This window comes from Bifidobacterium animalis subsp. animalis ATCC 25527 (assembly GCF_000260715.1).
GTDB classification, from domain to species: Bacteria; Actinomycetota; Actinomycetes; order Actinomycetales; family Bifidobacteriaceae; genus Bifidobacterium; species Bifidobacterium animalis.
This window is the reverse complement of record NC_017834.1, coordinates 188,285-213,822: the sequence shown is the minus strand read 5'-3', so window position 1 is coordinate 213,822 and position 25,538 is coordinate 188,285. Positions and strand designations below refer to the sequence as shown.

Genomic DNA, 25,538 nt, shown 5'->3' with positions numbered 1-25,538 from the left:
CCCGTGCTAGGCCTGCCCTGGCATAAGCGGCAGGCAGCACAATGCCAGCATGGCCCAGTCGATTGCCCGCATGTGCAGCATGGCGGAGCTGGATGTGGCACGTCGCCGTCCGAGGCCCTTGGTGAGGGCGGAGACGGTGAGATCGTGCGCCACATTCGCCGCGTTCATCAACAGCGGCACCAGCACGTACTCGAGCGAGCGTATCGGGTGGCACAGCATGGCCCAGCCTCCCACATTGATGCCGCGCAGGCGCATGCTGCAGCGGATCATGCGGTAGTCACGCGCGATCGTGGGGAAGAACCGCAACAGCACGATCGCCGGAATCACCACCGCATCGGGCAGATGCAACCGCCTCAGGGCGGCGACGAGCTCGCCGGGAGGCATGGTTGCGAATGCGCTCATGCCGGCGATGAGGCACGGCAGCATCATTGCGCCACCAGCGGCCAACGCCCCCGGCACATGCAGCCGAGGTGCCGCATCTGCCACGGCCACGGCGAGCCAGTCCACGCCCAGGCACATTGCATAGCAGGCCAGCATGCCCACGCCCAGCGCGATCTTGCCCCCGCATAGCAGGGGTAGCGAGAACAGCAGCACTCCCATCATGCCGGCGTACGGCCCCACATGCAGGAACATCATCATATTGGCCACCACGAGCATGGCGAGCTTGACGCGCGGGTCGAGGCGCAGCACACCATGGGTGGCACGAATCGGCACGTGAGTTTCACATGGAACAACCACCTCCATCATGCCACGGCCGCCTTGAGGAAGTGCCTGCGCATCAGGCGCATGCCGAAGAAGCCGCCGACCAGCGCGCCAATCACAATCGCCACCATCGCCACCACGAAGGTCGTGCCGTTCACCGCGCCGAACAGCGCATCAATGTAGGCGGCGTCCTTGCCTTTGCGTTCAAGGCCGGCAATGTAAGCGTCCCTCATCATCCACAACGGCAGAATCGGCCCGGCGCAACCGAAACTGAACACGATGTAGCTCAGCATGAGCGCCCACGGGCGACGCCATGCCCCGAATCTGGCAATGCAATCCGCCGCCAGCGGGAACACGATCGCCGTGACAAGCGAAGTCGCGAAGTGACCCGAAACGAACAGGAGCAGGCCGAGCATGAGCCCCATGAGCGTAATCGCACCGAATCTGCGCACCCGAGCCACCATGAGCATGAACACCGGCCCGGCGAGCACGGCCGCGATGGCGGGCAGCAGAATGTTGCCGGCAACACCGAACACCGCCATACTCGCCAATGCGGCGACGCCCACGAGCGCGAAATAGACGGCGCCGAACACACCCACGTTGATCAGATCGGCAACGGTCAGACGTGTGCCGCCAGCCGCCCGCACCTCGTGCCTCCGCACGTCTCGTTCCATGTCGCTCATGCCTTCGCCTCCTCGCCTCGTACTGCAACACCGCGTAGCGCCGGGATAGCCCCGTGGCGTAATCGCCCGCACCGCGGTTCCGAACGATTCACAATGTATTGAGAATGCACCGCGCACACAAGGGTTTCGCGAAATCACCGGAACAATTTCCATAATCCGGACACAAATCCGAGATGGCGAGGAGCTCCGCGCGAATCTCTGGGTATAATAACGCTACTATGTCCGTAGCGCTACGTATACCGTATCGTTGAGAAGTACACGCACCCCAAGCGGAAGGAAGCGAAAGAGGAGTCATGCGCAACATATGGTTCATTCTGCGGCGCGACCTCAAGCGACTCATCATCAATCCGGCCGCTTGGGTAATCATCTTCGGCCTCACCTTCATTCCCGCGCTCTACGCCTGGTTCAACATCATCGGCTTCTGGAACCCATACGGCAACACGAAAGGCATCACCGTGGCCGTGGCGAACGAAGACGCCGGCGCCGACAACGCCATGATGGGCAAGCTCGAGCTCGGCGACCAGATCGAGAGCACGCTCAAAGAGAACCACGAGCTCGGCTGGACCTTCCTAGGCAAGGCGAAGGCCATGGAATGCGTGGAATCCGGGCATTGCTACGCCGCCATCGTGATCCCGCGCAACTTCAGCGAGAACATGACCGCCGTGATCACCGGCAGCGGCCAACGCCCCACGCTCGAATACTACGTGAACGAGAAAGTGAACGCCGTCGCACCGAAAATGACCGACGTCGGCGCGAACACCGTGGACCGCCAAGTGAACAGCGCGTTCGTCTCCACCGTGAGCAAGGTGGTCACTGACACGATCAACACAACGAATGTGCAGATCACGCAGGAGGGCAACGCCACCGTGGCGCAAACCGCGGCGAAGCTCGACGCCACGAAGGCCAATCTGAGCAAATCGCGCACGATGATCGCCGACCTGCGCAAGACGCTCGACGGCGTGGATGAGAAGACCACGGCCGCCAAACAGGCGCTCGCTGGCGTCGACCCGGCCGCCACAAGCGCCTCCCAAGGACTCACCAGCGCATCCGACCTGCTCACGAAAACGCAGGGCGGCATCACCTCGTTCAGCAACGACCTGTCCACCGGACTCGACCAAGGCGGCAATCTGTTCCTGCAGGCGAGCGGCAAGGCGAGCACATCGGCCACCCGTGTCGCCAACGGCGTGCTCACCGCGAGCGGGGCCACCGGCAGCGCACTCAACGAGCTCACCAGCGTGAACAAGACGAACGCGCAGATTCTCGCCGATCTCAAGGCACTGCCCGCCAATCCGCTGAGCAACCAGATCAACGAGATCGTCACCGACCTGAGCGCTGAGAACGAAAGGGTCGCGCAAACATTGCAGACGCTCACCACCCTCAACGACTCCACCGCCGCAGCCGCGAACAGCGCGCTCGGCACGGTCAACCAGTTCTCCACGACGTCATCGACCACGGTCGACGCGCTTTCCGGCGCACGCAACACGATCAACTCGAGTGCGATACCGCAGCTCAATTCCGGACTCGCCACGCTTTCAGGCACCGCCGGCACGCTCTCCGGCTTCCTCACCGGCACGCAGTCGCTCACCGGGCAAACGAGCCTGATCCTCGACCAGCTCACGCAGATCTGCCAATCCACCTCCAGCTCGCTCAGCAGCACCGACGACCTGCTCGGCAAGTTCATCACACGCATCGACACCGTGAACACCGACCTGAAGACGCTCGAGAACACAAACGTGCTCTCGGACCTGCTCGGCAGCAAAAACGGCACGCTCGACGCCTCGCGGATCGCCTCGTTCATGCTCTCGCCCACCGTGCTCGACACGCATACGCTCTACCCGATAGACACGTACGGCTCCGCCATGGCGCCGCTGTTCACGAGTCTGGCACTGTGGGTGGGCGTGTTCATGCTCATGGTGCTGTTCAAGCTCGAAGTGGACAACGAAGGTCTGGAAGGACGCCATGTGACGACGAACCAGACCTACATGGCCCGCTACCTGCTGCTGGCGATCGTCGGCGGCATGCAGGGCATCGTGTGCGCGGTGGGCGACCTCGTCATAGGCGTGCAATGCGCGAACCGGTTTGTCTTCGTACTCACCGCATGGCTCACCTCGCTCGCTTACCTGGCCATCGCCTACGCGCTGTCCGCCACGTTCATGCATGTGGGCAAGGCCCTCGTCGTCGCGCTCGTCATGCTGCAGATTCCCGGCGCCTCCGGCCTCTACCCCATCGAGATGATGCCGGACTTCTACCGCGCGCTCTACCCATTCTTCCCGTTCACCTACTCGATCAACGCGTTCCGCGAGACGATCGCCGGATTCTACGACGGCGACTGGCTGCGGAAGATGCTCATGCTCGCCCTGTTCACGGCCATCGCGTTCTTCGTGGGACTCGTGGTGCGCCCCTGGCTCGGCAATTTCAACCACCTGTTCGCCCGCGAGGTGCATGAGGGCGACATGATCGTCGGCGAGCGCGTGTACATGCCCGCCAACCGCTTCGACCTCGCGCAGGCGCTCCACGTGCTCGCCGATCACGGGGAATACCGCAGGCGCATCGAACGCCGCGCCAAGCGTTTCGCCACACTCTACCCGCGGCTGATGCGCGGCGCACTCGTGGCCGGTTTCGTGGTGCCGATCGTCCTGTTCATCGTCTTCTCGTTCGTCGGCGCCTCCGACGGCTCGAAGCTCGTGGCGCTCGCCACATGGATCGCGTGGATTCTGATCATCATCATCTTCCTGATGACGGTCGAGTCGATTCGCGAATCGCTGCGCCGGCAGACCGAGCTTGGCTCGCTGAGCGAGGATTCGCTGCGCGACATGATCATGGCGCAGGGCGTGTTCGGCAACAACCGGCACCACATCACCATGCCGGCGGACGAGCTCAGGTCGGGCGCAGCGAGCAACAGCCGCGAACGCGCCGAGAAGAGGCGCGAGGAGCGCGATCTGAACCATCTGGAAGACACGCTCGACCTCAATCTCAACGAACTGCGCAAACTGGAACGGCAGAGGAAGCACCGCGGGAGCACAAGCCGGCGCAACCACCACGACGGGAGGCACTCGGCATGAGCATGCTCGCGAAGATCTTCGCCGATGACGTGCGGCACCTCACCAGCAACATCGTCTCGATCATCATCACGATCGGCCTGATCGTGATCCCCGGCCTGTTCACCTGGTTCAACGTGGCGGCCTGCTGGGATCCGTTCGCGAACACGAAGAACCTGCAGTTCGCCATCGCGAACGACGACGAGGGGTACAAGGGCGACCTGCTGCCCATGCGCATCAACATCGGCGAGCAGGTGGTGGACACGCTGCGCGCGAACTCGCAGCTCGACTGGACGTTCACGAAATCGAGCGCGGAGGCGATCGACGGCACGAAATCGGGCAAATACTACGCCGCCGTGGTGATTCCGAAGAACTTCTCGAAGAACATGATGACGTTCTTCACCGACGACGCGCACCACGCCACGCTCGACTACTACAACAACGAGAAACTCAACGCGCTCGCCCCGAAGGTGACCGGTCAGGGCGCCGACACCATCGCCGCCACGATCAACCAGACGTTCTCGAAAACGCTCACCGACACCGCATTGAATCTGGCCTCGTCCATGCTCGACATGCTCGGCAAGCCGGAATACCAGCAGCGGCTCAAGTCGTTCAACGGCAACATAGCCGACCTCGCGGGCATGCTGAACGACAGCGCGGCGGCACTGCGCGCATACTCGTCGCTCACCGACTCCGCGAAAACGCTGCTCGCCAGCTCGAACAAGCTCATCGCCGACGCGCGCGCATCCGCGAAAACGGGCGTCGACGACCTCTCCGCCGCCAAAACCGGCGTGAGCGACCTCTCCGGCGCGCTCGGCACGTCGGTGAATGCGCTCGGCACGGCGATCGACACCTCGAAAACGAGTCTGGGCAGTCTGAACGACCGTGTGGACGAGCTGTTCTCGGCGGTCGACAAGCAGGCCGGCGGCACGTCTGCGGCAATCAACAACCTCGCCGGCAACGTGCGCATCGAGGCGACGGCGTACGCGACCACGCGCGACAGACTGCAGGAACTGCTCGACAAATCCGACAATCTGGGACCGGTGGCGAAATCCGCCGTGCAGGCGTTCATCAACCGGATTGGCGCGGTGGCCGACGACCTGAACCAGATCGCAGACCGCCTCACCACAGCCGCGAACGACGTCGACTCCAAGGTCGGCTCCAGCAAGGAGAACCGGCAGGAAATCAAGGATCTCGCAGGCAAGGCGCAATCGTCGGTCTCGTCGATCTCCAAGGACTTCGATGAGACGATCAAGCCCGACCTCACCGCGATGACGAACGCGTTCTCCGACGCGGCGAACTCGCTCAACGGCACCATCAGCACGCTCGACTCCTCACTCGACAGCCTGTCGGGCACGGCCAGCGACGCGAACAAACAGCTCGACTCGGTGCACGAGCTCATCGACAACGCGGCCACCCAGCTCACCGACGCCGCGAAGGAGCTCACGAACTTCAACACCCAGTTCGCCCAGGCACTCGACACCGGCAACATGGGCACCATCAAAAAGCTCCTCAGCGGCAACACCGCCACGCTGAGCACCGCACTGAGCACGCCGGTGGAGCTCAAGCGCGTCGCCCTGTTCCCAGTCGACACGTTCGGCGCCGCACTCACGCCGTTCTACACGTTCCTTCCGCTATGGGTGGGTGCGCTGCTGCTGGTGGTCACCTTGAAGATCGGCATCTCACGCAAACGCCAGCGCGAACTCGGCAACCCGAAACCGTGGCAGATCTTCCTCGGCCACTACGGGGTGTTCGCGGCAATCGCGCTGCTGCAGAGCACATTCTCCTGCGCGGGCACCCTGCTCTTCCTACGCGTGCAGGTGGTGCACCCATGGCTCTTCATGCTGGTGGGGTGGTTCAGCTCCATTGTGTACTCGTTCTTCACATACACACTCGTCTCCACGTTCTCGAACGTGGGTAAGGCCATAGGCGTACTGTTCCTCGTCATGCAGATCTCCGGTTCGAACGCGGCCTACCCGCTCTCGATTCTGCCGCACTTCATTGGCGCCATAAGCCCATGGCTGCCGGTGAGCTATTCAGTCACCGCCATGCGCGGGGCCATCGCCGGCATCTACGAAAACGACTACTGGATCGCCATGGGCAAGCTCGCCCTGTTCCTCGTACCGTTGCTATTCATAGGCCTGGTGCTGCGCCACGCCCTGCTCGGCTTCAACCATTGGTATGAGGTCAGGGTCGAGCGCACCAAGCTGCTGGGATGAGGTGACGCCATGCATTCCATTTCCTCCGCCTCCGCCGCTTCTGCGTCCGCCGCGCGCGCTGCCTCCTGCGCTCGCGCCCCTCGCCCGGCGCTTGGCATTCCGCGGCATGGGCTGCGCCGCGAACGCACCGACGGCAAGATCATGCACGCCGTGCTCGAACTCATTCTCGCGAAAGGCATTGGCGCGGTCTCCATCGAGGCTGTGGCCAAAAAGTCCGGCGTGGCGAAGACCACGATCTACCGCCGGTATGCGAACACCGACGATCTGCTGCGCCACCTCTCGGTCGCCGTGGGCGAGCCGCTCGATTTCAGCGGATTCGACACCACGTTCGACGGGTTGCGCGGTGTGCTCAAGTGCATTGTCGACTGTTTCGACGAGGAGCTTGGACTCAAAGCGATCGGCGTCGTGCTGTCGTCGAGCAACGACTACCTCACGAACCTCGCCGAGCGCGTGGTCACGCCCGCCCAGCAGCGCTTCGCCGATTTCATCGGTCGCGGGGTCTCCTCTGGCGCATTCCGCGGAGATGTGAACGTGCCGTTCCTGTTCCAGGCGGTCATCGGATCGATGATGGCCGCCAAAGCGCTTTCAGATTCCTCCCACGACACCTGGGCGCACGACATGGCCTCCCTGCTGTGGCCCACGCTCACCGCCCGCTGACCATTGCGCAGTCCATCTCACGGAATCTGCCGAAAGATATGCCGCAGATCTCCATCTCCGCGGTCATCCTCACGGAACCTTCCGCATAACAGACCGCAAAGCAGTCTCCCCGCGGCATATCTCACGGACGCTTCCGTACAACAGACCGCAGATCGCCATCCCCGCGGTCGTTCTCACGGAACCTTCCGCATAGCAGACCGCAGAACCGCAGTTTCGCGGCATGTTTCACGGAGTCTTCCGAAAAGGTAACCAAGAAAGCACCCCAGTGAGGTCGCGTGCACGGAAGCGTCCGCGCAATGGGCCGCGGCGGGGTCTGCAAACGACATGGATTACGGAAAAACCCACGCAATATGCCGCGCATCTGCGAAACAGTGCAGGAAATCGAACTGGCTCAATTTCACAGCAAACTCTCAGGATGCTCTATATTAGCCTCAAGCATTACTTGTCTACAATATAGACATCAGCTGAAAAGCTGACCCCTTCTTTCTTCTTCTCTTCTCTCTGGAAGGCCGGCGGCACACGAACCGCCGGCCTTTTCTCTTGCTTGCAGATCATAGGCCATCGCACTGGCAGCACGAGCAGCGAAGACGCAGAGAAAATGGTCTTCCTTGCAATACCAATCTCATCACAGCACACGCAGAACGCGTCATCATGCCACCCTTGCAAGTTCAATCTCACCACAGCACACATGCAGCCCACCAACACGCCACCCTTGCAATACCAATCTCAGAGCAGCACATAACCAGCGGATACACGTGCCGCCTTTGCAGGCATAATCTCAGATTGACTATCTAAGATGCCTGAATATGCTCACGTGAGGCCGGGACTGCAAAGCGAGCCATCCTGGAGCGCACAGACGTGTCCCTTTTGCAACTTCAATCCCGAGCAGGCATTCCAGAACACTGTGACGTGCCCCTTTTGCAACCATGACCTCACAAACACACGAGCCACCAACACGAGCGCTGGCATCGGCAACAAACACACGCGTCACCAAAACCAGCGTCGGCAACAAACGCACGCACTACCAACGCAGGCGCCAACGCCCGCGCCAAACGCACGCTACTAACGCCGGCGTCGACGCCCGCCGAGCGCATACCGGTACACGCAGAACGCGCCGAGCGCGAACAGAATCGCCGGAGCGAGCGACGAGACCGTGGCGACGACGCCGTCGAGCGTCGTGGGCATTTGCAGATTCGCCCACTCGTTGCGGAAATATCCCCACAGCATCGGCATGCTGGCGCCGAGCAGCACGGCGACCACATACCAACGGATTGCGCGCCGCGAACGCTGCCGCCACAGCAGTGCGCCGCCCGCCGCCGGACTCAGCACGAAACTGCTCGCGCCGCTCACCGGAGTGAACAGCGAGTCCGCGCCCGGCAGCCAGGTCACATGGCCCACCAATGCCATCGACGCCGCGCACAGCACCGCCCACGTCACCAATATTCGGTTGCGCCGGTAGAACCGCCTCAGCGCGCGCATGCCAACACCTCACTTCACTTCCGCTTGCCGAACGCCACACACCGTGACGCAATCGGCGGCGCGGCGCACATATTCGCCCATATTGTAGCGTCAGTCTGCCATCTCGTCGGCGCGCATCTCATTCCAGTCGATCCGGCGGTCTTTGAAATAGTATTCGCGGTCGCGCTCGCCCACTTCGCGCAGCACATGGCACGGGTTGCCCACGGCGACGACGTTCGACGGCAGGTCGCGCGTCACAATGCTGCCCGCACCCACCACCACGTTGTCGCCGATTGTCACGCCCGGCAGCACGACCACGCCCGCGCCGATCCAACAGTTCTCGCCGATGCGCACCGGCATGTTGTACTGGTAGCCGCGCTCGCGCAGTTCGGGCAGAATCGGGTGCCCGGCGGTCGCGAGCGTCACGTTCGGCCCGATCATCGTGTGCGAGCCGACGTAGATATGCGTATCGTCCACGCAGGTCAGATTGAAGTTCACGTAGATGTCGCTGCCGAAATGCACATGCGCCCCGCCGAAATTCGCGTGGAACGGCGGTTCGATGTAGCACCCGTCGCCGATCTCGGCGAACATGTCGTGCAGCAGTTCGGCACGGCGGTCGAGCTCGTGCGGGCGCGTCTGGTTGAAATCGTAGAGCCGCTCAAGGCAGTCGAACTGGCGCGCGAGAATCTGCTCATCGTGCGGCAGGTACATCTCACCGGTGTGCATGCGGTCTTTCATGTCGCTCATTTGCTCTCCTGACACGTCTTTCGTACATCATTGCCGTCGACACCATTGTATTGGGCTGCCCGCTAGTCTGGCACTATGGATTCGCTGTTCGTGAGGAAACATTGTTGGCAGATTATCGGCGCACTGAGCCTGATCGGCGCGCTGTGGTTCACGATAGCGGTGTGCCGGTTCCATATACTCGGCATGGACACCGCAGTATATGACTGGATCACCGCGCATGTGATGACCCCCGGCATGACCAGCGTGATGCGCGTGCTCACCCAGCTTTCCGGGTCAATCACCGTGATCGTCGTGGCGGCGGTCGCGCTCGCCGTGCTGGCCGTGGTGAAACGCTGGAAAATCGGTGTGGCTGTGGTCGTCAATCTCGCGGGCATCTATGTGCTCAACGAGATCATCAAACACATTGTGCGCCGCTCGCGCCCCACTTTCCCGCATCTCGTGTTCGAACAGGGGTACAGCTTCCCCTCCGGCCACGCCATGGTGAGCACGGCGTTCTACGGATTCATCGTCTACCTGCTGTACCGCTACTGGCACACCGCGCGCGATTCGGGTGCCCGCGTGGGGAAGACCGTCGCGATTATACTGCTGTGCCTGATCCCGCCGGTCGTCATGTTCACCAGGGTCTATTTGGGCGTGCATTACGCGAGCGACGTATGCGCGGGGTTCCTGTTCGCAATCGCCTGGCTCACACTGTTCTATGTGCCGGTGATGAAGCGCACACTGCTCAAACGCGCGTCGCCGGCTGCATCTTCGGCTAAGCGATAAGCCATACACTCGCAATTGAAGCCGATGGCAGATTGATCGCCGTGGCTCTCGGCTATCTGCAGTCGCGCCATTATCTGTAAGCGCGCCATCTGCTCGGCTATCGCACACTCTGCCGGGCGCCGTTTTCGTCATTACGCCGCGCGAATCCGCAACAATGGCGAAACCAGCACCCGGGTTTCGTCATCTGCGCGGCTTTTCGCGAACCGATGACGAAACTGATGATCAGATTTCGTCATATCGTCGCAATCTGGCGAACAGGTGACGAAATACGCAGCCGAGTTTCGTCGTATCACCGCGTTTTCCCGAACAGACCACCAAAACACCAGCGCATCCGCTTGCCTCCGCGAGGTACACTAGCAACAGCAGAACAGACTGCACAACGCCGGAGAACGGGGCGAACATGGGCGGCAAATCTTCCGGGCAGGGCAACGACACACCATATGAAGAGGTGCAGCGGGACGCCACACAACACAGCACCGCGCATGCCGACGATTTCGACACCATGCACGCCGAATTCTCAGACACCACAACTGGTTCCGCCGCATACGGACCGCCCGCGCCCCGCAAACGCCGCAACGCCGTCATCGCCATTGCAGTGACTGCGCTCATCATTGTCGGCGTGCTTGCCGCGATCATCATTCCAATCAGCCGCGCCAACCACCGGCATGCCGAGGAGGCGCACGCCGCCGCGCTCGCCGACTGCGAATCCGCGCGACGGGAATTCGCCACGCTCAACACCACATACAGGGCCACGCTTGCCAACGCCGGCAAGCTCGCGAAAGGCGACGGCAAAACGATCAGCGAGGATCACGCGACTGCGCTGGCATCGAAAATCGAGCATATTGACGACACGCATACGGTCTCCTCGCTCGTGAAATCCGAGTGCGGCACCAGGCAAAGCACCGACGACCTCAACGAGCTCACCCGTAAATACGGCACCGCGAGCACGAGCATGGTCAACCGCATGCGCGACGTGCAGACCGACGCCGACACGCTGCGCCGACTCGTGGAGGGCGCGCGCAACTCGAACCGGCGCGGCGAACTGCAGAAGCAGCTCACCATTGCGAAGGCCGCATACGAACGCTCGGCGAACAAGGCTGCCGAGAATCTGCGCGCCGCATTGCAGGCGCAGATCGCCAACGCGGGCGCACTGCTCGAACCTGGCTCCACGGCCACGAATCCGCAGGTCAACGATGCGCTCGGCTCGCTCACCGACGCCACGAACGCGGTGATCAACGCGATGCCGCTCGACTGTGAATTCGCCGCCTGCGTGGCCCTCACCTTCGACGACGGCCCGAACAAGCAGATTACCCCGCAGCTGCTCGCCGCGCTCAAGCAGGCGGATGCGCCGGCCACGTTCTTCGTGCAGGGCCAGTTCGTCTCCGGCAGCAACACACAACTGCTCGCGAATATGGCCGCACAGGGCAACGAAATCGGCTCGATGAGCTGGCGGCACAAGCAGTTGCATACGCTCTCCCCCGCCGAACTCACCAAATGGTTCAACGACACCGATGACGTGATCAAAAGCGCGGGCGTGGGCAAGCCGACGCTGTTCCGACCGCCGGACGGCGCGTGGAGCGAAGATGTCGTTGATGCCGCAAAGCGCAGCGGTCAGTCGGTGATTCTGTGGAACGTCGACTCACGCGACTGGGACGCGCAGGCATCCGCCGCCGACATCGCCAAAACCGTGCTCGATGGCGCGTCATCGGGCGCGATCATTGCACTGCACGACGGCAACGAGCGCACAGTCGAAGCGATCCCGCAGATTGTGAGTGGCCTGCGCGAACGCGGATTTACACCGGTCACCGTCTCCACGCTGCTCGATGGCGAACTCGAACCGGGCACCGTGTTCTATGCGCGAGGCGACACCGCGCAGGACAGCGCACCGGCCGACGGCGTGGAGGCCACCCAGTGAGCCCAAATGCCGTGCACTCTACTGCGCGAGTGTGAACTGCGCGTTGTAGATGTCGGCATAGAAGCCGTTGCGTGCCAGAAGCTCGTCGTGCGTGCCGCGCTCCACGATGTCGCCGTCGCGCATGACGAGGATCATGTCGGCGTCGCGGATCGTGGAGAGCCGGTGTGCGATGACGAACGAGGTGCGCCCCTCGGTGAGCTTGTCCATCGCCGCCTGGATGAGCTCCTCAGTGCGCGTATCGACCGAGCTTGTCGCCTCGTCGAGAATGAGGATCGGCGAATCCTGCACCATGGCGCGCGCGATGGTGAGCAGCTGCTTCTGCCCCTGCGACAGCGTGGCCGACTCGTCGAGCACGGTGTCGTAGCCGTTTGGCAGCGAGCGAATGTAACGGTCGAGTCCCACGGCACGGCAGGCGGCGACCACCTGCTCGTCGGTCACGTCTTCCTTCGCATACGCCACATTCTCGCGCACGGTGCCGTTGAACACCCAGGTGTCCTGCAGCACCATCGAGAACTGGTCGTGCACGTTCCACCGCGGCACGCTCTTCGTGTCGATGCCGTCGATCGAGATCTTCCCGCCGGCGATCTCGTAGAATCGCATGAGCAGATTCACCATCGTCGTCTTGCCCGCGCCGGTGGGCCCCACGATCGCCACTTTCTGCCCAGGCTCCACGTCCGCCGAGAAATCATGGATGACGAGCTTGTTCGGCTCATACCCGAATTTCACGTGCTCGAAGCTCACGCGCCCTTCGACGGGCGTGATCTCGCCGTTGCTGCCGTAGCCGAGCAGCGGTTGCTTGTCGGACTCGTCGGCGAGCTCGGGCTCGTTGAGGAAGGTGAACACACGTTCGGAGCCCGCGGCGCAGCGTTGCAGATTCTGGAACGCCTGCGCAAACTGCGAGAGCGGCTGCGTGAACAGGCGAATGTAGAGCATGAACGCCACGATCACACCGAATTCGATGGTGCCGTTCATCGCGAGCGCCGCGCCGACCACGCACACGACCACGTAGCCGAGGTTGCCCACGAGGTTCATCATCGGCATCATGAGCCCCGAGATGAACTGGCTCTTCCAACCCGATTCGTACAGGTCGTTGTTGTAGCGTTCGAATCTGCGGATCGCGTCGGCCTCGCCGCCGAAGGCCTTGACCACGGTGTGCCCGCTGTACATCTCCTCCACATGGCCGTTCACGTCGCCGAGTGCCATCTGCTGCTTGACGAAGTACTTCTGCGAGAACTTCATCACGACGAGCATGAGCACCATGCCGAGCAGGCTCGCGCCCACTGCGCACAATGCCAGGATCCAGTTGTTCGCGAACATCATGACGAGCGAGCCCACGAACAGCGTGATCGACGAGATGAGCGTGCCGAGGGACTGCCCGAGCGTCTGCCCCACGGCGTCCACGTCGTTCGTGATGCGACTCATCACGTCGCCGGTGCTGTGCTCGTCGAAGTATTTGAGCGGCAGCTTGTTCATCTTCACGTCGATGGCCGCGCGCAGGCGTTGCGCCGTGCGCTGCGTGACGGTGGCCATCATCCAGCTCTGCACGTACGAAAGCAGTGCGTAGCCCACGTAGAGCGCCACGAGCGTCCACCCGATGTGCGCCACCGCGGCCATGTCGATCGAACGCAGCACCGGCTTGCCGTGCACGAGCGCGGGCAGTCCCTTGGTGATCTCGTCGGTCATATCGCCGAGGTAGTCCGGCCCTATGATCTGGCAGATCGCACCGCCGACGCCGAGGATCAGCGCGATGACGATCGCCGGAATGTACCGTTTGCTGAAGCGCATCAGCTCCTTGAGCGCGCCGCCGAAATCATCGGCTTTCTCCACGGGCGCGCCTGCACGCCCATGTCCCATTGGTCCTGGCATATCCTCACATCCTATCTATCTCAAACCCATACATGTGCATACGGCATGCGACGCCCCACTCACGCACTGAGCTCCTCCTCGCTCAGCTGCGATTTCGCGATCTCCTGGTACACCTCGCAGGTCTCGAGCAGTTCGCGGTGCGTGCCTTGACCCACCACCTTGCCGTCCTCGAGCACGAGAATGCAGTCCGCGTCCATGATCGTGCCGACGCGCTGCGCCACGATGAGCTTCGTCGCATCCTTCGCCGTCTCCTTCAACGCGTCGCGCACCTCGCGGTCGGTTTTGAAGTCGAGTGCCGAGAACGAGTCGTCGAAGATCAGAATCTCCGGGTCGCGGTACACGGCGCGCGCAATCGACAGGCGCTGTTTCTGGCCGCCCGACACATTCGTGCCACCCTGGGCGATCGGCGACTGGAAGCCTTTCGGCATCTTGCTTACGAATTCGGTGGCCTGTGCGACGTCGCTCGCCTCGCGCACGCGGTTCGCCTCCTGCGCGGTGAGCTCGCGCGCCTCGTCGGCCTTGAGGAACTCCCGTTCCGCCTTGCGGCCGCTCATGCGCGAGACGTCGATCATCGGCACGTTTTCGGGTTCGTCGGGCCGGTCGCCATAGCTCACATTCGATTCGACGGTGCCTTTGAACAGGAAGGAGCGCTGCGGCACGTAGCCGATCTTGTCGCGCAATGTCTTCAAGTCGTATTCGCGCACATTCATGCCGTCCACGAGCACCTCGCCGTCCGTCGCATCGTAGAAGCGCGGCACGAGATTGATGAGCGACGACTTGCCCGAACCGGTGGAGCCGATGATCGCCACCGTGTCTCCCCTGTTCGCCGTGAAACTGATGTGTTCGAGCATCGCCTCGCGTGAATCGGGGTAGGTGAAGCTCACGTCGCGGAATTCGATCTCGCCGGCGAGCTCGAGGTCGTCGGCATATCGCGCACGTTCCGCTGGCGTGATGATTCCGCGCTGCTTGGCCTCCTGCACCGTGAGCCCACGCTTGGCGGTGCCGGACTTGACGAGCGGGTCGGTGTCGAGCACTTCGAGCACGCGGTGTGCGGAGACGTCGGCGCGCGGCCACAGCACGAACACCATGCTCATGAGCAGGAAGCTCATCACCACCTGCATGGCGTAGCTGGAGAACACGACCATGTTCGAGAACAGCGTGAGTTTGTCGGTCAGGCCGGCGTCCTGGATCAGGTAGGCGCCGATCCAGTAGATCGCGAGCGACAGCCCGTTCATGATCGTGCCCATGAGCGGCATCATCACCGACATCGCGCGGTTCGTGAACAGCTGTGTGTTCGTCAGATTGCTGTTCGCCCGCTCGAACTTGCCTTCCTGGTAGTCCTGGGCATTGTAGGCGCGCACGACGCGCATGCCGGTCAGATTCTCGCGCGTCACCAGATTGATGTCGTCGGTGAGCTGCTGCATTGCCTTGAACTTCGGCATGACGAGCACCATGAGCACGGCGATCGAGATGATGAGGATCGCCACGGCGATGCCGGTGGCGAGCGTCCATTCGAAGCCTTCGCCGGCGATCTTGCACACGGCCCACACGGCCATGATCGGCGCCTTGATGAGCATCTGCAAGCCCATCGTGATGAACATCTGAATCTGCGTGATGTCGTTCGTCGAACGCGTGATCAGGCTCGCCGTGGAGAAGCGGTGCATTTCGGACGGCCCGAACGACTCCACCTTGCGGAACTCGAGCGAGCGCAGACGCTGGCCGAACGAGGCGGCCACGCGCGCGGCGAAGTAGCCGGTGACCACCGCGCATGCGAGCGAGCCGAGCGAGACGAGCAGCATCTTGCCGCCGGCGATCCAGATGTCGCGCATCTGGCTGCCCGGCGTCTCCACGAGCCGCGTGATCTGTGACATATAGCTTGGCAGTTCGAGGTCGAAGTACACCTGGCCCACAATGGTGACCAGCGACAACACCAGCTGCCCTATCTCCGTTTTGGAGAGATATTTCATGATTCGTATCATATTTTTCCTTACACCGTAAGCTTTTTTCTCAAACAGATGATGCGCGGATTCTGGAGCTGCGCACGGCGTCCTTATTGCACGGGACGGTCGACGTCGGCGTCGTTCGACGACGGCGCATCATGCGGCCTGCACGAGCCATGCCATCGCTCGCCATTGCGCACCATCTCGCGCATACGTTCGTGGAGTCGGGCGCGACGCTCAAACGCCTCCCCGACCTGCTGCGCGGTGGGGCGAGGCTCATTCGGCCCGCAGATCGACAAGTAGGTCATGAATTCGGAGAGCAGGCCCACGAATTCGCGCGTGCGGCGCTCCCCCATCTGCGAGAACACCCACGAGAGGTCCCCGACGAGCTTGTCGCTGTGCTGTTTCACCACTCGCCTGCCCTCGTCGGACAGCTCGATGACCACGCTCCGGCGGTCCTGCGGATCACCCGTGCGCACAATCCAGCCCTTCCGGGTCAGCCCGGAGAGAATCGATGAGATGCGACCGCTCGTCGCACCCATCGCTTGGGCGAGCTGCGAGGGGGTGCAGGAGCCCTGAAACTCGAGCTCACGCAGCACGAACATCTCACCCTGGGTCCCGCGCTCGAACGAGCGCGTCGCCTTCGAACGCGACGCCCACATCGCGAACATCAGTTCGTGCACCGCTTCCAACTTGTAGTCCATTGCCGCTCCATATGCGATATCCCTATTTGCTTTACACCGTAAAATACTTCTAGTGTAAGACAAATCTTCCCCGCCAGTGAATCGCACATGAAACCGGCGCGTCAAACGTCATCTCGCGCCCGAAAACCCAAAATAAACAAGTATTCGCGAGTTTTTAGCATATTTTCGTCATTTGTCAAATTTCGCTGAAATATAACAGGCGATACTGCGTAAACCATGTTCGGTATTCTTCGGTGTCAAGTATTGAGTCATGTATCACGTGTTGTTTTTTGGGGAAGGCTTCCATGAACACTCATACGGCATCGAACAGCGACAGCAAAGACCCGATCGTCGCCCGTGCGGTAGATCTGTGCAAACGCTATGGCAAAGGAGACAACAGCGTCGCCGCCCTCGACCACGTCAACGTGGAGTTCAGGCGCAAAGCCCTGACGGCGATCATGGGTCCCTCGGGTTCCGGCAAATCGACGCTCATGCACTGCATGGCCGGGCTTGACACCCCCACCAGCGGCCAAGTGTTCATTGAAGACCTCGAGGTCTCCTCAATGGGCCAACGCGAGCTCACGCAGCTGCGTCGCAAGGAGATCGGATTCATCTTCCAGTCGTTCAATCTGGTGCCCACGCTCACCGCGAAGGAGAACATACTGCTGCCACTGCAGATCGCCCATCGTCCCATCGATATGGATTGGTTCGACAAAGTGGTGTCGGTGGTCAAGTTGCAGAACCGTCTCGACCATCGCCCGAGCCAGCTGTCCGGCGGCCAACAGCAGCGCGTCGCCTGTGCGCGGGCGATCATGGAGCGGCCGAGCGTGATCTTCGCCGACGAACCGACCGGCAACCTCGATTCGCGGTCGAGCCATGAGGTGCTTGAATTCCTGCGCATGTGCGTGCGCGAATACGGGCAGACGATCGTGATGGTGACGCACGACCCGCGTGCCGCGTCGTTCGCCGACCGCGTGCTCGTACTGTCGGACGGCAGCATTGTGCAGGACCTCGACCATCCGTCGTACGACGACATTCTCGCGGTGTTCGCGCAGGACGACGACCCGCAGAACGGTCCGGTGGAGGTGGAGTCTGCAACGGCAAGGAGCGCGGAACAATGATTCGCATTGGTCTACGCGATGCCAAAGCGCATTTTCACCGCTTCGTGATGTCGATCATCGCGATTGCACTGGGAGTCTCGTTCGTGGTCGGTTCGTTCTGCTTCCGTTCCATGCTGAACGATCAGGTGACGCAGCTGATGGGCACCAATTCGGATCACGACGTGTATGTGCGCGGCGCCACCGAAGAGCAGAACGATAGCTCCTTCGCTACCAGCGGGCCGATCTCAAGCGGCACGAGCTACAACAAGATCGATACGAGCCTCGTCACCCAGATCGAGCAGGTCAAGGGCATCGACAACGTGAGCCCTCCCGAACGCACGATAGGCGCCACGTTGCTCGACCATGACGGCAATGCGGTGGCCACCACCGGCGCGCCGACGCTCATGATCAGCGCATCATCCGAACACCCTTGGCGTGCCGCCAATTTCATCGCCGGCACCTATGCCACCGACGAGCATGAGATCGCCCTTTCCCAGGACGCCGCGAAGAAGGCAGGACTCCAGGTCGGCGACACCACGCGGCTCATCGTCAACGGGGAGCCGCACACCATGAAGGTGTCGGGCATCTTTACCACACAGACCGCCGAACTCGGCGTGCTGATCATTCTCGCACAGCCGGCGCTGGTCAATCAGCTCATGCAGTTGCAGGGCTAGGACACCTCCAAGATAGACAAGATCGGCGTATACGGCAACCGCACCACCCCACTCACGGTTCAGGAGCAACAACAGCTCGCGGACCGCATCAACAAGGCGCTGCCCAAGGATTCCAAAGCCCATGCGGTCACCGGCCAGTCGGTGCGCGACGAGGCCACGAAAAGCACGCAGGAGTCACTCGGCTTCGTCCAGCCGCTCATTCTCATCTTCGCAGTGATCGCCCTCTTCGTCGGCGCGTTCATCATTGCGAATACGTTCACGATGATCGTGCGTGATTCCATGCGCGGCTATGCGCTGCTGCGCTCGGTCGGGGCCTCCCCTGCACAGGTGTTCTTCAGCGTGGTCATTCAGGCGCTCATTCTTGGCGTCATCGGCTCGGTGCTGGGCGTGCTCCTCGGGTGGGGGCTCATAGAGCTCATCGACTGGGGCCTGAGCAAGGGCGGCTTCCCACTGTCCGGTTCTCCAACGCCTTCGCCTACGGCAGTCGCCGTCGGCTTCATGGTGGGCGTGGTGGTCACGGTCATCGGCTCCGCCATTCCCGCGCGCACCGCCGCCACGGCACCACCCATCCAGGCGATGAACGAGACGATGAACCCCGAGAAACCGGTGACGGCACGCGGTTGGATCGGTGCCGGCATGGTGGCGCTCGGAGCACTGTGCTGGTTGTTGTGCTGGCTGCTGGCAGCCAAGAAAGTCTCATGGGCATGGCTCACCACGGTGGGCACGGGTTGGCTGCTCGGTTTGGGCGGCGTATGCACGGTGGGTGGCGTGATCGTGCTCGCCCCGGCTCTGGTGACAGGCGCCGCCAAGGTGCTGGGGTGGCTTCCCTCGCTCGCATTCCCGGTGACCGGCACGCTGGCCACCCGCAACATCGGCCGCACGAAACGTCGCACCGCCAACACGGCCGCCGCCCTGTTCGTGGGCGTGGCAATCGTCAGTTGCCTGAGCGTACTCGCCTCGTCAATGCGCGCCTCGGTGAGCGATATGATCGACGACAATCTTCATGCCGACTATGTGCTCGTCTCCGCCGCGCTCTCGCAATCCGTCTCACCCAAGGCCGTCAACGACGTGAAGCATACGGCCGGAGTCGGCGCAACAACGGCGGTGCGCACACTGCCCACCGTCAAGCTCATGCAGGCGAACGAGCAATTCACCGCCATGGCGGTGGACCGCGAACTCCTCGATGCCATGTACCCGGCCACCCATCAGGAAGGCGATGCGGCGCATGCCATCGAGCATGGCGAGATCGCCGTCGGGCGCAAGGTCGCAGACTCCAACGGGTATGCAATCGGCAGCACCGTGGAAATGGAGTCCAAGAACATCGGCATCGACGAAGCGGCCACCAAGCAGGCCATCGCGGCATACGAACAGCAAGTGGGCGAGCAGGTGTCGGTACATCGAACGGGCAGGTACGTGGCATGATCGCCATAGAATCGGTGATTCTCTCGGTGTTCGGCACCGTGCTCGGCATTCTCGTGGGGCTCGGCGCCGGCGTGGTGGTTCGCCAGGCGTATCGGGACAACGGTCTTTCCACCATGAGCATCCCATGGCTGCAACTGCTCGGCTTCCTCGGCGCGGCCATTCTCGTGGGGTTGGTCGCCAGCATCTCGCCGGCAAGCCGCGCGCTCAAGAAACCGGTGCTCGAAGCGGTGGCCAGCGACTGATCAGCCGTGTGCTACGCGTGCGCATCGCCCGCGGAATCTATGGACTGCTTGAGATCGCGGTTCTGGAAGCGCTCATGCAGCACGCAGTAGCCGCCGAACACCACGAGCCACACCAAACCGGCGATCGCCGGTCCGCGGGTGTCTGCCCCAATGAACAGCGTGCAGTAGATGAACACGAAGAACGCGGTGGTGAGCGGGTTGAGCACGCGGTACGCCGGCATGCGGAACCCGTTCGCCATGAACTGCGGCGAATTGCGGTAACGGTAGTGCGCGATCATCGTCAATATGTAAATGAAGATGATCACGGCCGACGACGCCGACGAGAACATGACGAAAGCGCCCGAGACGCGCGGGATCATCTCGATGACCGGCGAGAGCAGCACGAGGATCGCCGATGCGATGATCGCGCGCGCCGGCACCTTCGTCTTCGAGACGACGCCGAGTTTCGCAATCGTAGGCGACGGGGAATCCTCGGCGATCTCATACAGATGGCGCCCAGCCGAATACAGCAGCGAGTTGAGTGACGAGGCGGCGGCCGTGACCACCACGAAGAACACGAGGGCGGCCGCCCAGTTCGCGCCCGCGTATTCGAACACCATGATGAACGGCGAGGCGAAGGAGCCGTCTTTGTTCGGACGGAAGTTGCGCCACGGCACAATCGTCATGATCGCCAGCAACGCGCCCACGTAGAAGATGAGCACGCGCACGATGATGCCGTTGATCGCCTTCGGCAGCACCTTGCGCGGGTTCTTCGTCTCGGAGACGGTGACGCCTATGAATTCGATCATCTCATAGGCGAAGAAGACCATCTGGAAGCTCATCAGGAATGCCAGCCAGCCATTCGGCGCGAGCGAGAATCCACGGGTCAGATTGTCGAGCGTCACACTGCCGGCCGGCGACACATGGTCCTGCCCGGGCACCTGCACGGCGTTGTATTTGAAACCGCAGACGAGCATGATCACGGCGGTGGCGATCATGGCCACGATCAGCGTGATCTTGATCATCGAAAACCAGAACTCCGCCTCGCCGAACGCCTTGACGGCAATGAGATTGATCATGACGAGCAGCAGCAGGAACCCGAGTTCTATGAGCCCCTTCCAAGCGGAGACGTCGTACCCGAGCGTACGGAAGAACGTGACGCAGTACTGCCCCACGGCGGTGATCTCGGTCATGCCTATGAGAATGAGCACGATCCAGTACGACCACAGCGCGAACTTGCCCCATCCGTCACCTAGGTAGAAGCGAATGAAGTTGATGAACGTGTGCTGGCTCGGGTCGCGGTACATGAGTTCGCCAATCGCGCGCATCATGAGGAACATGATGCCGCCCACGAGAATGTAGACGAAAATGATGTTCGGGCCGGCCAGATTGATCGACTTGCCGGAGCCGAGGAACAGGCCCGTGCCTATCGCACCGCCGATCGCGATGAACTGCACGTGGCGATTGCTCAGGCCACGTTCCATCTCGTTGTCTTTGTCGAGCGTCTCGAGCGAGGCGTTCACTTCCTCTTCGTGAGGGGTCTCATGAGGTTCCGCTGGTTGCTGCACATCCGACATAATATTTCCGACTCTAGCAGGCATCCGTTGCACATCGCGTTCGCACACCGCAAACTATTCGACGGACTTAAGCGAGCTGACGGGGTCGATGCGGTCGAGCACCGGATTGACGAACAGCTGCACGAGCCATGCGAATGCGAGCGTGGCCACAACGGTGATGATGTAGCTCCACCACGAGATATGCACCTCGAAGTAGATTCCGGGCATGTTGAGCGCGTTCGTGAGCAGGCCCGACACCCATCTGCCAAGCGGAAGGCCTATGACGATGCCCATCACGGTGAGCACCATCATTTCGCGGTTCACGTAATGGTGCACCTCGCGGTCGTAGAACCCGAGCACCTTGAGTGTGGCCATCTCGCGCAACCGTTCCGAAACGTTGGTGTGCGCGAGCGTGAACAGCACGACGAGCGCGAGGCTGCCCGCGAGCGCGACAATCAACGTCACGACCGCGCCCATGAGGTCGAATTTGAAATCCTCGGCCTGCTGTGCGCACGAGGTGGCGCTCATGACGGTCGCCTCGTTCTTGAGGTGCTGCACGTATTCACTTTGCTCGCCGTCGCTGCCTTTGAGCTTGGCGTAGACGGCGTTCCAAGTGAGTGCTGGTTCCGTGCCGCCATCGCCGGCCTGTTGCGCCGGGAACAGCTGATGGTAGAGGTCTTCGGAGATGAACGCCTCCGCGCCGATCAAGCTGCGGGTGACCTGCGCCACCTTGACCTTGTGCGGCTGGGTGCCGTCGCCACGCAATGTGACCTCGCTGCCCGCCTTGACGCCAAGCGACTGTGCCGCGGACTGGGCAACGATGATGCCGCTGTTGTCGAGGCGCACCGGCTGGTTTCGGTTGCTGCCATGCACCCAGCCGAGCAGGGAATCACCCTGCTCCGGCTGCAGATCGAACATCGTGTTGAGCTCGCCCAGCTGGCGTTGCGGCACCACGGTCAGCTGAACATTCGTGCCGCGACCGTTGGCATTGGTGATCTCGCCGTTCTCGATGCGCGTCTCCATGATGGCCGTCGTTGTACCGTCGGAGACGAGTTTCTTTCTCAATGCCTGTTCGTCGCCGTCGTTGGCCACGGCGAGCATGTCGTATTGGTCCACGCCACGGTACTGGTTGGGCCCGAGTGCGGCCACCGTGTCGTTGATGGCCAGGCCGCATAGGATCAACGCGGTGCAGCCGGCCACACCACCCACCGTCATGATGAGCCGCGCCTTGAACCGGAAGATGTTGCGTGCCGTCACTTTGTTCAGGAAGCTCATGCGGCTCCAGAGCGGGCGTACACGTTCGAGCAGAATACGCGAGCCGGCCTTCGGCGCCTTCGGTCGCATGAGGGCGGCCGGCATCTGGCGCATCTCGCGCACCGAGGCAATGAGTGCCGCTCCGAGCACGCCCACTACGAACAGCAGCACGCCAAGAGAGCCATAGAGCCAGTCGTATTCGAGCCGCAAGTCCGGAATCGCGTAGAGTCCGCGAATCACCACGAGCAGGAAGGCGGGAATGCCGAGGAAGCCGATGAGCAGCCCCAATCCGCCGCCGATGAGGCATGCCAGCAACGCGAACAGAGCGTAGCGCAAGGTGATGGCGATGCGGCCATAGCCCAAGCCAAGGTAGGTTCCGACGAGCCCGCGGTCCTCCTCGACCAAACGGCTCATCGTCGTCAGGCTCATCATCACGGCAACCACGAGGAACACAATCGGGAACGCCTTGCCGAGCGACTCGATCGAGCTGATGTCGGATTTGAGCGAGCTGAATCCGGCGAGCGCCGATCTCGATTGTACGTACCAGCGTGGCGTGGCGATGTCGTCGACCTTCTGCTGTTCGGCGGCGAATGTGCTGAATGCCTCGTTCCGCTGCGTGTCTACGGCCTGCTGCGCCTCCTTCATCTTCGCGTCGGCGGCCGCCCATTGGCGCTGCGCCTCGGCGAGCTGGGCCGGCTCCGGAACACCGACCGGAATCTGCGCAGCCTGGGCGTCGAGTTGCTTCAACTGGTCGTCCAGCTGCCGGCGCTGGGCGTCGAGTTTGGTCTGCGTCGCATCAATCTGGTCGAAGGCCTTCTTCTTCTCGGCGTCGAGCTTGTTCTGGGCCTCCTTCACCAAGGCGTTGCGCCGGGCCTGCTCGCGCTTGGCCTGCACACCGTTCTCAACGCGTTTGACCGTTCCCGCCACAAGATCGTCGTAACCGGCCGTGAAGGCGTCCTCGTTCTCGGCATTGTCGAGCCGGAGCACGACCGAGCCGTACACCTTCGGGTCGGCGGCGGCGATGGGTGTACCATCGGCCTTGACGAAAGTGTGCTGAATGCCGTCCGGAGCCGTGTAGAACGTGTAGTCGTTGGTCATCGACGAGCGGAAGGCGGATCCCGAATAGCCACCCGGATTCGTCAGGTCGGAGGGGTCGGTGACGATGCCGACGATCTTCAGCCCATGGGCGCCATCATCCTCACCATCGGCGGCAACCTCCACTGTGTCGCCGAGCTTCCTGTGGGTATCGTGCGTGAACTGCGCGGTCACCGCCACCTCACCGGGCTTGCTCGGCAGCCGCCCCTCGTTCACATAGGGCCTGTCCAAGGCAGCCGGCGAGCCACTTGCCGGCTCTTCGAGGGTGGCGTTCAGCTGCTTGCCGTCGCCATCCGCCACCTTCACCCGAATCATGCGCATGCCCTGCGCTTGCTCCACTCCTTCCACCTGCTTCAGTGCATCCACGTCGGCATCGGTGAGCCCCATCGTCGAAATCACCTGCACATCGTGCAATCCCTGCGCACGGTAGAACCGGTTCGCGGCCGCGAAGGTGTCACGGCAGCCCGCGTAGATGCCGGTGAGCACCGCGACGCCCAGCATCGTGATGATGAGAATCGACAGGAACGGCTTCCACGCATGCAGCCAGGAGCGCATCGCATCGAGCAGGAATGCCGAGCCCACTGCGCGTGCATGCCCATGTTCGGCATGCAACGAGCCGGAATCGGCAATCTGCTCATGCACGTCGGCATCGCCAACGGGAACCCCTTTACGCCGTGCCATCTCGCCACCTACCATTCGATCTGCGAGATCGGCACCGGGTGTTCGTTGGTCTCCTGGCTCGTCACCTTGCCGGAGCGGAACCGAATCACCTTGTGCGCCATCGGGGCGAGGGCGGAGTTGTGCGTCACAATGAGCACGGTCATGCGCTCGGTACGGCAGATGTCCTGCAGCAGTTGCAGCACCTCCTTGCCGGTCTCGTAGTCGAGCGCGCCGGTCGGTTCGTCGCACAGCAGCAGCTTCGGTTTCTTCGCCAATGCGCGCGCGATCGACACCCGCTGCTGCTCGCCGCCAGACAGCTGCGCCGGGAAATTGCCAAGTCGATCCGCGAGCCCCACTTTCGCCAAGGTCTGCGCCGGGTCGAAGTGGTCTGTGCAAATCTGCGAGGCGAGCTCCACATTCTCGAGCGCCGTCAGATTAGGAATCAGGTTATAGAACTGGAATACGAAGCCGATGTCGTTGCGCCGGTACGTCACCAGATCATGGTGACTGAGGTCGGTGATGTCGCGGCCGCCCACGATCACACGTCCCGAGGTGGCGGTATCCATGCCGCCGAGAATGTTCAGCGCAGTCGTCTTGCCGGCGCCGGACTGGCCAAGGATCACGCTGAGCTCGCCTTCGTCCGCAGTGAAGTTCGCACCGTCGAGCGCGCGGATGGAGGAGGAACCGGCAGGGTACTCCTTGACCACATCATTGAACTCGATGTATGCCATGGCCACCTCCATCTATACATGTTGCGCGCCATCGCACAACATACATATATAGATTATGCGAAAACCAATCTGGAGTACAGTGGCCGTCTCCCGCGTGCCGCCTGCCAATGCGGCACAGCATACGGAGGCATCCGAGAACCAGGCCAGAAACC

16 protein-coding genes and 1 pseudogene are annotated in these 25,538 nt (G+C 62.1%); 7 read left to right on the top strand and 10 right to left on the bottom strand.

What is annotated here, in order from left to right; translation table 11 throughout:
- Positions 1-6: 6 nt before the first annotated feature.
- Both BANAN_RS00890 and BANAN_RS00885 read right to left on the bottom strand, forming a co-directional pair.
- The gene (locus tag BANAN_RS00890; RefSeq protein WP_014697110.1) at positions 7-747 is read right to left on the bottom strand and encodes an energy-coupling factor transporter transmembrane component T; all 741 of its coding nucleotides are present in this window, start codon (positions 745-747) and stop codon (positions 7-9) included.
- Positions 744-1,385, bottom strand: a complete 642-nt coding sequence (locus tag BANAN_RS00885) for an MptD family putative ECF transporter S component (RefSeq protein WP_014697109.1) — start codon at positions 1,383-1,385, stop codon at positions 744-746. The genes BANAN_RS00890 and BANAN_RS00885 overlap by 4 nt, the downstream gene beginning before the upstream one ends.
- A gap of 293 nt (positions 1,386-1,678) precedes the next feature.
- Between BANAN_RS00885 and BANAN_RS00880 the strand changes: the two genes are divergently transcribed.
- The 3 genes from BANAN_RS00880 to BANAN_RS00870 are packed head-to-tail and all read left to right on the top strand — an operon-like array spanning position 1,679 to position 7,299.
- On the top strand, positions 1,679-4,447 hold the full coding sequence (locus BANAN_RS00880; protein WP_014697108.1) for a YhgE/Pip domain-containing protein: 2,769 nt from the start codon (positions 1,679-1,681) through the stop codon (positions 4,445-4,447).
- A complete protein-coding gene (locus BANAN_RS00875) occupies positions 4,444-6,642 on the top strand; it encodes a YhgE/Pip domain-containing protein (RefSeq protein ID WP_014697107.1) in 2,199 nt (732 codons plus the stop codon). The genes BANAN_RS00880 and BANAN_RS00875 overlap by 4 nt, the downstream gene beginning before the upstream one ends.
- Before the next feature lie 9 nt (positions 6,643-6,651).
- Entirely contained in the window at positions 6,652-7,299 is a 648-nt protein-coding gene (locus BANAN_RS00870; RefSeq protein ID WP_014697106.1) for a TetR/AcrR family transcriptional regulator, read from the top strand.
- Positions 7,300-8,361: 1,062 nt separating this feature from the next.
- On the opposite strand, the gene BANAN_RS00860 is transcribed toward BANAN_RS00870, so the two are convergent.
- Together BANAN_RS00860 and BANAN_RS00855 are read right to left on the bottom strand one after the other, a co-directional pair.
- Positions 8,362-8,778, bottom strand: coding sequence for a hypothetical protein (locus BANAN_RS00860; protein ID WP_014697104.1), 417 nt, complete (start codon positions 8,776-8,778; stop codon positions 8,362-8,364).
- A gap of 90 nt (positions 8,779-8,868) precedes the next feature.
- A complete protein-coding gene (locus BANAN_RS00855; protein WP_014697103.1) occupies positions 8,869-9,504 on the bottom strand; it encodes a sugar O-acetyltransferase in 636 nt (211 codons plus the stop codon).
- Between the two features lie 90 nt (positions 9,505-9,594).
- Here BANAN_RS00855 and BANAN_RS00850 point away from each other — a divergent pair, with 90 nt between their 5' ends.
- Both BANAN_RS00850 and BANAN_RS00845 read left to right on the top strand, forming a co-directional pair.
- Complete coding sequence (locus BANAN_RS00850) at positions 9,595-10,269, top strand: phosphatase PAP2 family protein (RefSeq protein WP_237705819.1); 675 nt, start codon at positions 9,595-9,597, stop codon at positions 10,267-10,269.
- 400 nt (positions 10,270-10,669) lie between these two features.
- Positions 10,670-12,184, top strand: coding sequence for a polysaccharide deacetylase family protein (locus tag BANAN_RS00845; RefSeq protein WP_014697101.1), 1,515 nt, complete (start codon positions 10,670-10,672; stop codon positions 12,182-12,184).
- Positions 12,185-12,202: 18 nt separating this feature from the next.
- Here BANAN_RS00845 and BANAN_RS00840 read toward each other — a convergent pair whose 3' ends face one another.
- The 3 genes from BANAN_RS00840 to BANAN_RS00830 form a co-directional block, all read right to left on the bottom strand.
- Positions 12,203-14,038 (bottom strand): ABC transporter ATP-binding protein, encoded by a 1,836-nt coding sequence (locus BANAN_RS00840; protein WP_014697100.1) that lies wholly within the window; start codon positions 14,036-14,038, stop codon positions 12,203-12,205.
- Between the two features lie 71 nt (positions 14,039-14,109).
- On the bottom strand, positions 14,110-16,029 hold the full coding sequence (locus tag BANAN_RS00835; protein ID WP_014697099.1) for an ABC transporter ATP-binding protein: 1,920 nt from the start codon (positions 16,027-16,029) through the stop codon (positions 14,110-14,112).
- 71 nt (positions 16,030-16,100) lie between these two features.
- Positions 16,101-16,694 (bottom strand): MarR family winged helix-turn-helix transcriptional regulator, encoded by a 594-nt coding sequence (locus BANAN_RS00830; protein ID WP_014697098.1) that lies wholly within the window; start codon positions 16,692-16,694, stop codon positions 16,101-16,103.
- Between the two features lie 284 nt (positions 16,695-16,978).
- On the opposite strand from BANAN_RS00830, the gene BANAN_RS00825 reads away from it, so the two are divergent.
- The gene (locus BANAN_RS00825) at positions 16,979-17,794 is read left to right on the top strand and encodes an ABC transporter ATP-binding protein (RefSeq protein ID WP_014697097.1); all 816 of its coding nucleotides are present in this window, start codon (positions 16,979-16,981) and stop codon (positions 17,792-17,794) included.
- Positions 17,791-20,111: pseudogene (locus BANAN_RS08750) on the top strand (ABC transporter permease). Before BANAN_RS00825 ends, BANAN_RS08750 begins: the two are co-directional and overlap by 4 nt.
- Positions 20,112-20,122: 11 nt before the next feature.
- On the opposite strand, the gene BANAN_RS00810 reads toward BANAN_RS08750, so the two are convergent.
- The 3 genes from BANAN_RS00810 to BANAN_RS00800 are packed head-to-tail and all read right to left on the bottom strand — an operon-like array spanning position 20,123 to position 25,386.
- The gene (locus BANAN_RS00810) at positions 20,123-21,667 is read right to left on the bottom strand and encodes an amino acid permease (RefSeq protein WP_014697095.1); all 1,545 of its coding nucleotides are present in this window, start codon (positions 21,665-21,667) and stop codon (positions 20,123-20,125) included.
- 54 nt (positions 21,668-21,721) lie between these two features.
- Positions 21,722-24,676 (bottom strand): ABC transporter permease, encoded by a 2,955-nt coding sequence (locus tag BANAN_RS00805; RefSeq protein ID WP_041777079.1) that lies wholly within the window; start codon positions 24,674-24,676, stop codon positions 21,722-21,724.
- Positions 24,677-24,684: 8 nt separating this feature from the next.
- Complete coding sequence (locus BANAN_RS00800) at positions 24,685-25,386, bottom strand: ABC transporter ATP-binding protein (protein WP_014697093.1); 702 nt, start codon at positions 25,384-25,386, stop codon at positions 24,685-24,687.
- Positions 25,387-25,538 lie beyond the last annotated feature (152 nt).

Excerpts from the sequence above, each read along its gene's own strand:
- BANAN_RS00835 (WP_014697099.1), bottom strand. The coding sequence starts at position 16,029 with ATGATACGAATCATGAAATATCTCTCCAAAACGGAGATAGGGCAGCTG.
- BANAN_RS00810 (WP_014697095.1), bottom strand. The coding sequence starts at position 21,667 with ATGTCGGATGTGCAGCAACCAGCGGAACCTCATGAGACCCCTCACGAA.
- BANAN_RS00870 (WP_014697106.1), top strand. The coding sequence starts at position 6,652 with ATGCATTCCATTTCCTCCGCCTCCGCCGCTTCTGCGTCCGCCGCGCGC.
- BANAN_RS00860 (WP_014697104.1), bottom strand. The coding sequence starts at position 8,778 with ATGCGCGCGCTGAGGCGGTTCTACCGGCGCAACCGAATATTGGTGACG.
- BANAN_RS00805 (WP_041777079.1), bottom strand. The coding sequence starts at position 24,676 with ATGGCACGGCGTAAAGGGGTTCCCGTTGGCGATGCCGACGTGCATGAG.
- BANAN_RS00875 (WP_014697107.1), top strand. The coding sequence starts at position 4,444 with ATGAGCATGCTCGCGAAGATCTTCGCCGATGACGTGCGGCACCTCACC.
- BANAN_RS00885 (WP_014697109.1), bottom strand. The coding sequence starts at position 1,385 with ATGAGCGACATGGAACGAGACGTGCGGAGGCACGAGGTGCGGGCGGCT.
- BANAN_RS00890 (WP_014697110.1), bottom strand. The coding sequence starts at position 747 with ATGATGGAGGTGGTTGTTCCATGTGAAACTCACGTGCCGATTCGTGCC.
- BANAN_RS00800 (WP_014697093.1), bottom strand. The coding sequence starts at position 25,386 with ATGGCATACATCGAGTTCAATGATGTGGTCAAGGAGTACCCTGCCGGT.
- BANAN_RS00855 (WP_014697103.1), bottom strand. The coding sequence starts at position 9,504 with ATGAGCGACATGAAAGACCGCATGCACACCGGTGAGATGTACCTGCCG.
- BANAN_RS00845 (WP_014697101.1), top strand. The coding sequence starts at position 10,670 with ATGGGCGGCAAATCTTCCGGGCAGGGCAACGACACACCATATGAAGAG.
- BANAN_RS00825 (WP_014697097.1), top strand. The coding sequence starts at position 16,979 with ATGAACACTCATACGGCATCGAACAGCGACAGCAAAGACCCGATCGTC.
- BANAN_RS00880 (WP_014697108.1), top strand. The coding sequence starts at position 1,679 with ATGCGCAACATATGGTTCATTCTGCGGCGCGACCTCAAGCGACTCATC.
- BANAN_RS00830 (WP_014697098.1), bottom strand. The coding sequence starts at position 16,694 with ATGGACTACAAGTTGGAAGCGGTGCACGAACTGATGTTCGCGATGTGG.
- BANAN_RS00840 (WP_014697100.1), bottom strand. The coding sequence starts at position 14,038 with ATGGGACATGGGCGTGCAGGCGCGCCCGTGGAGAAAGCCGATGATTTC.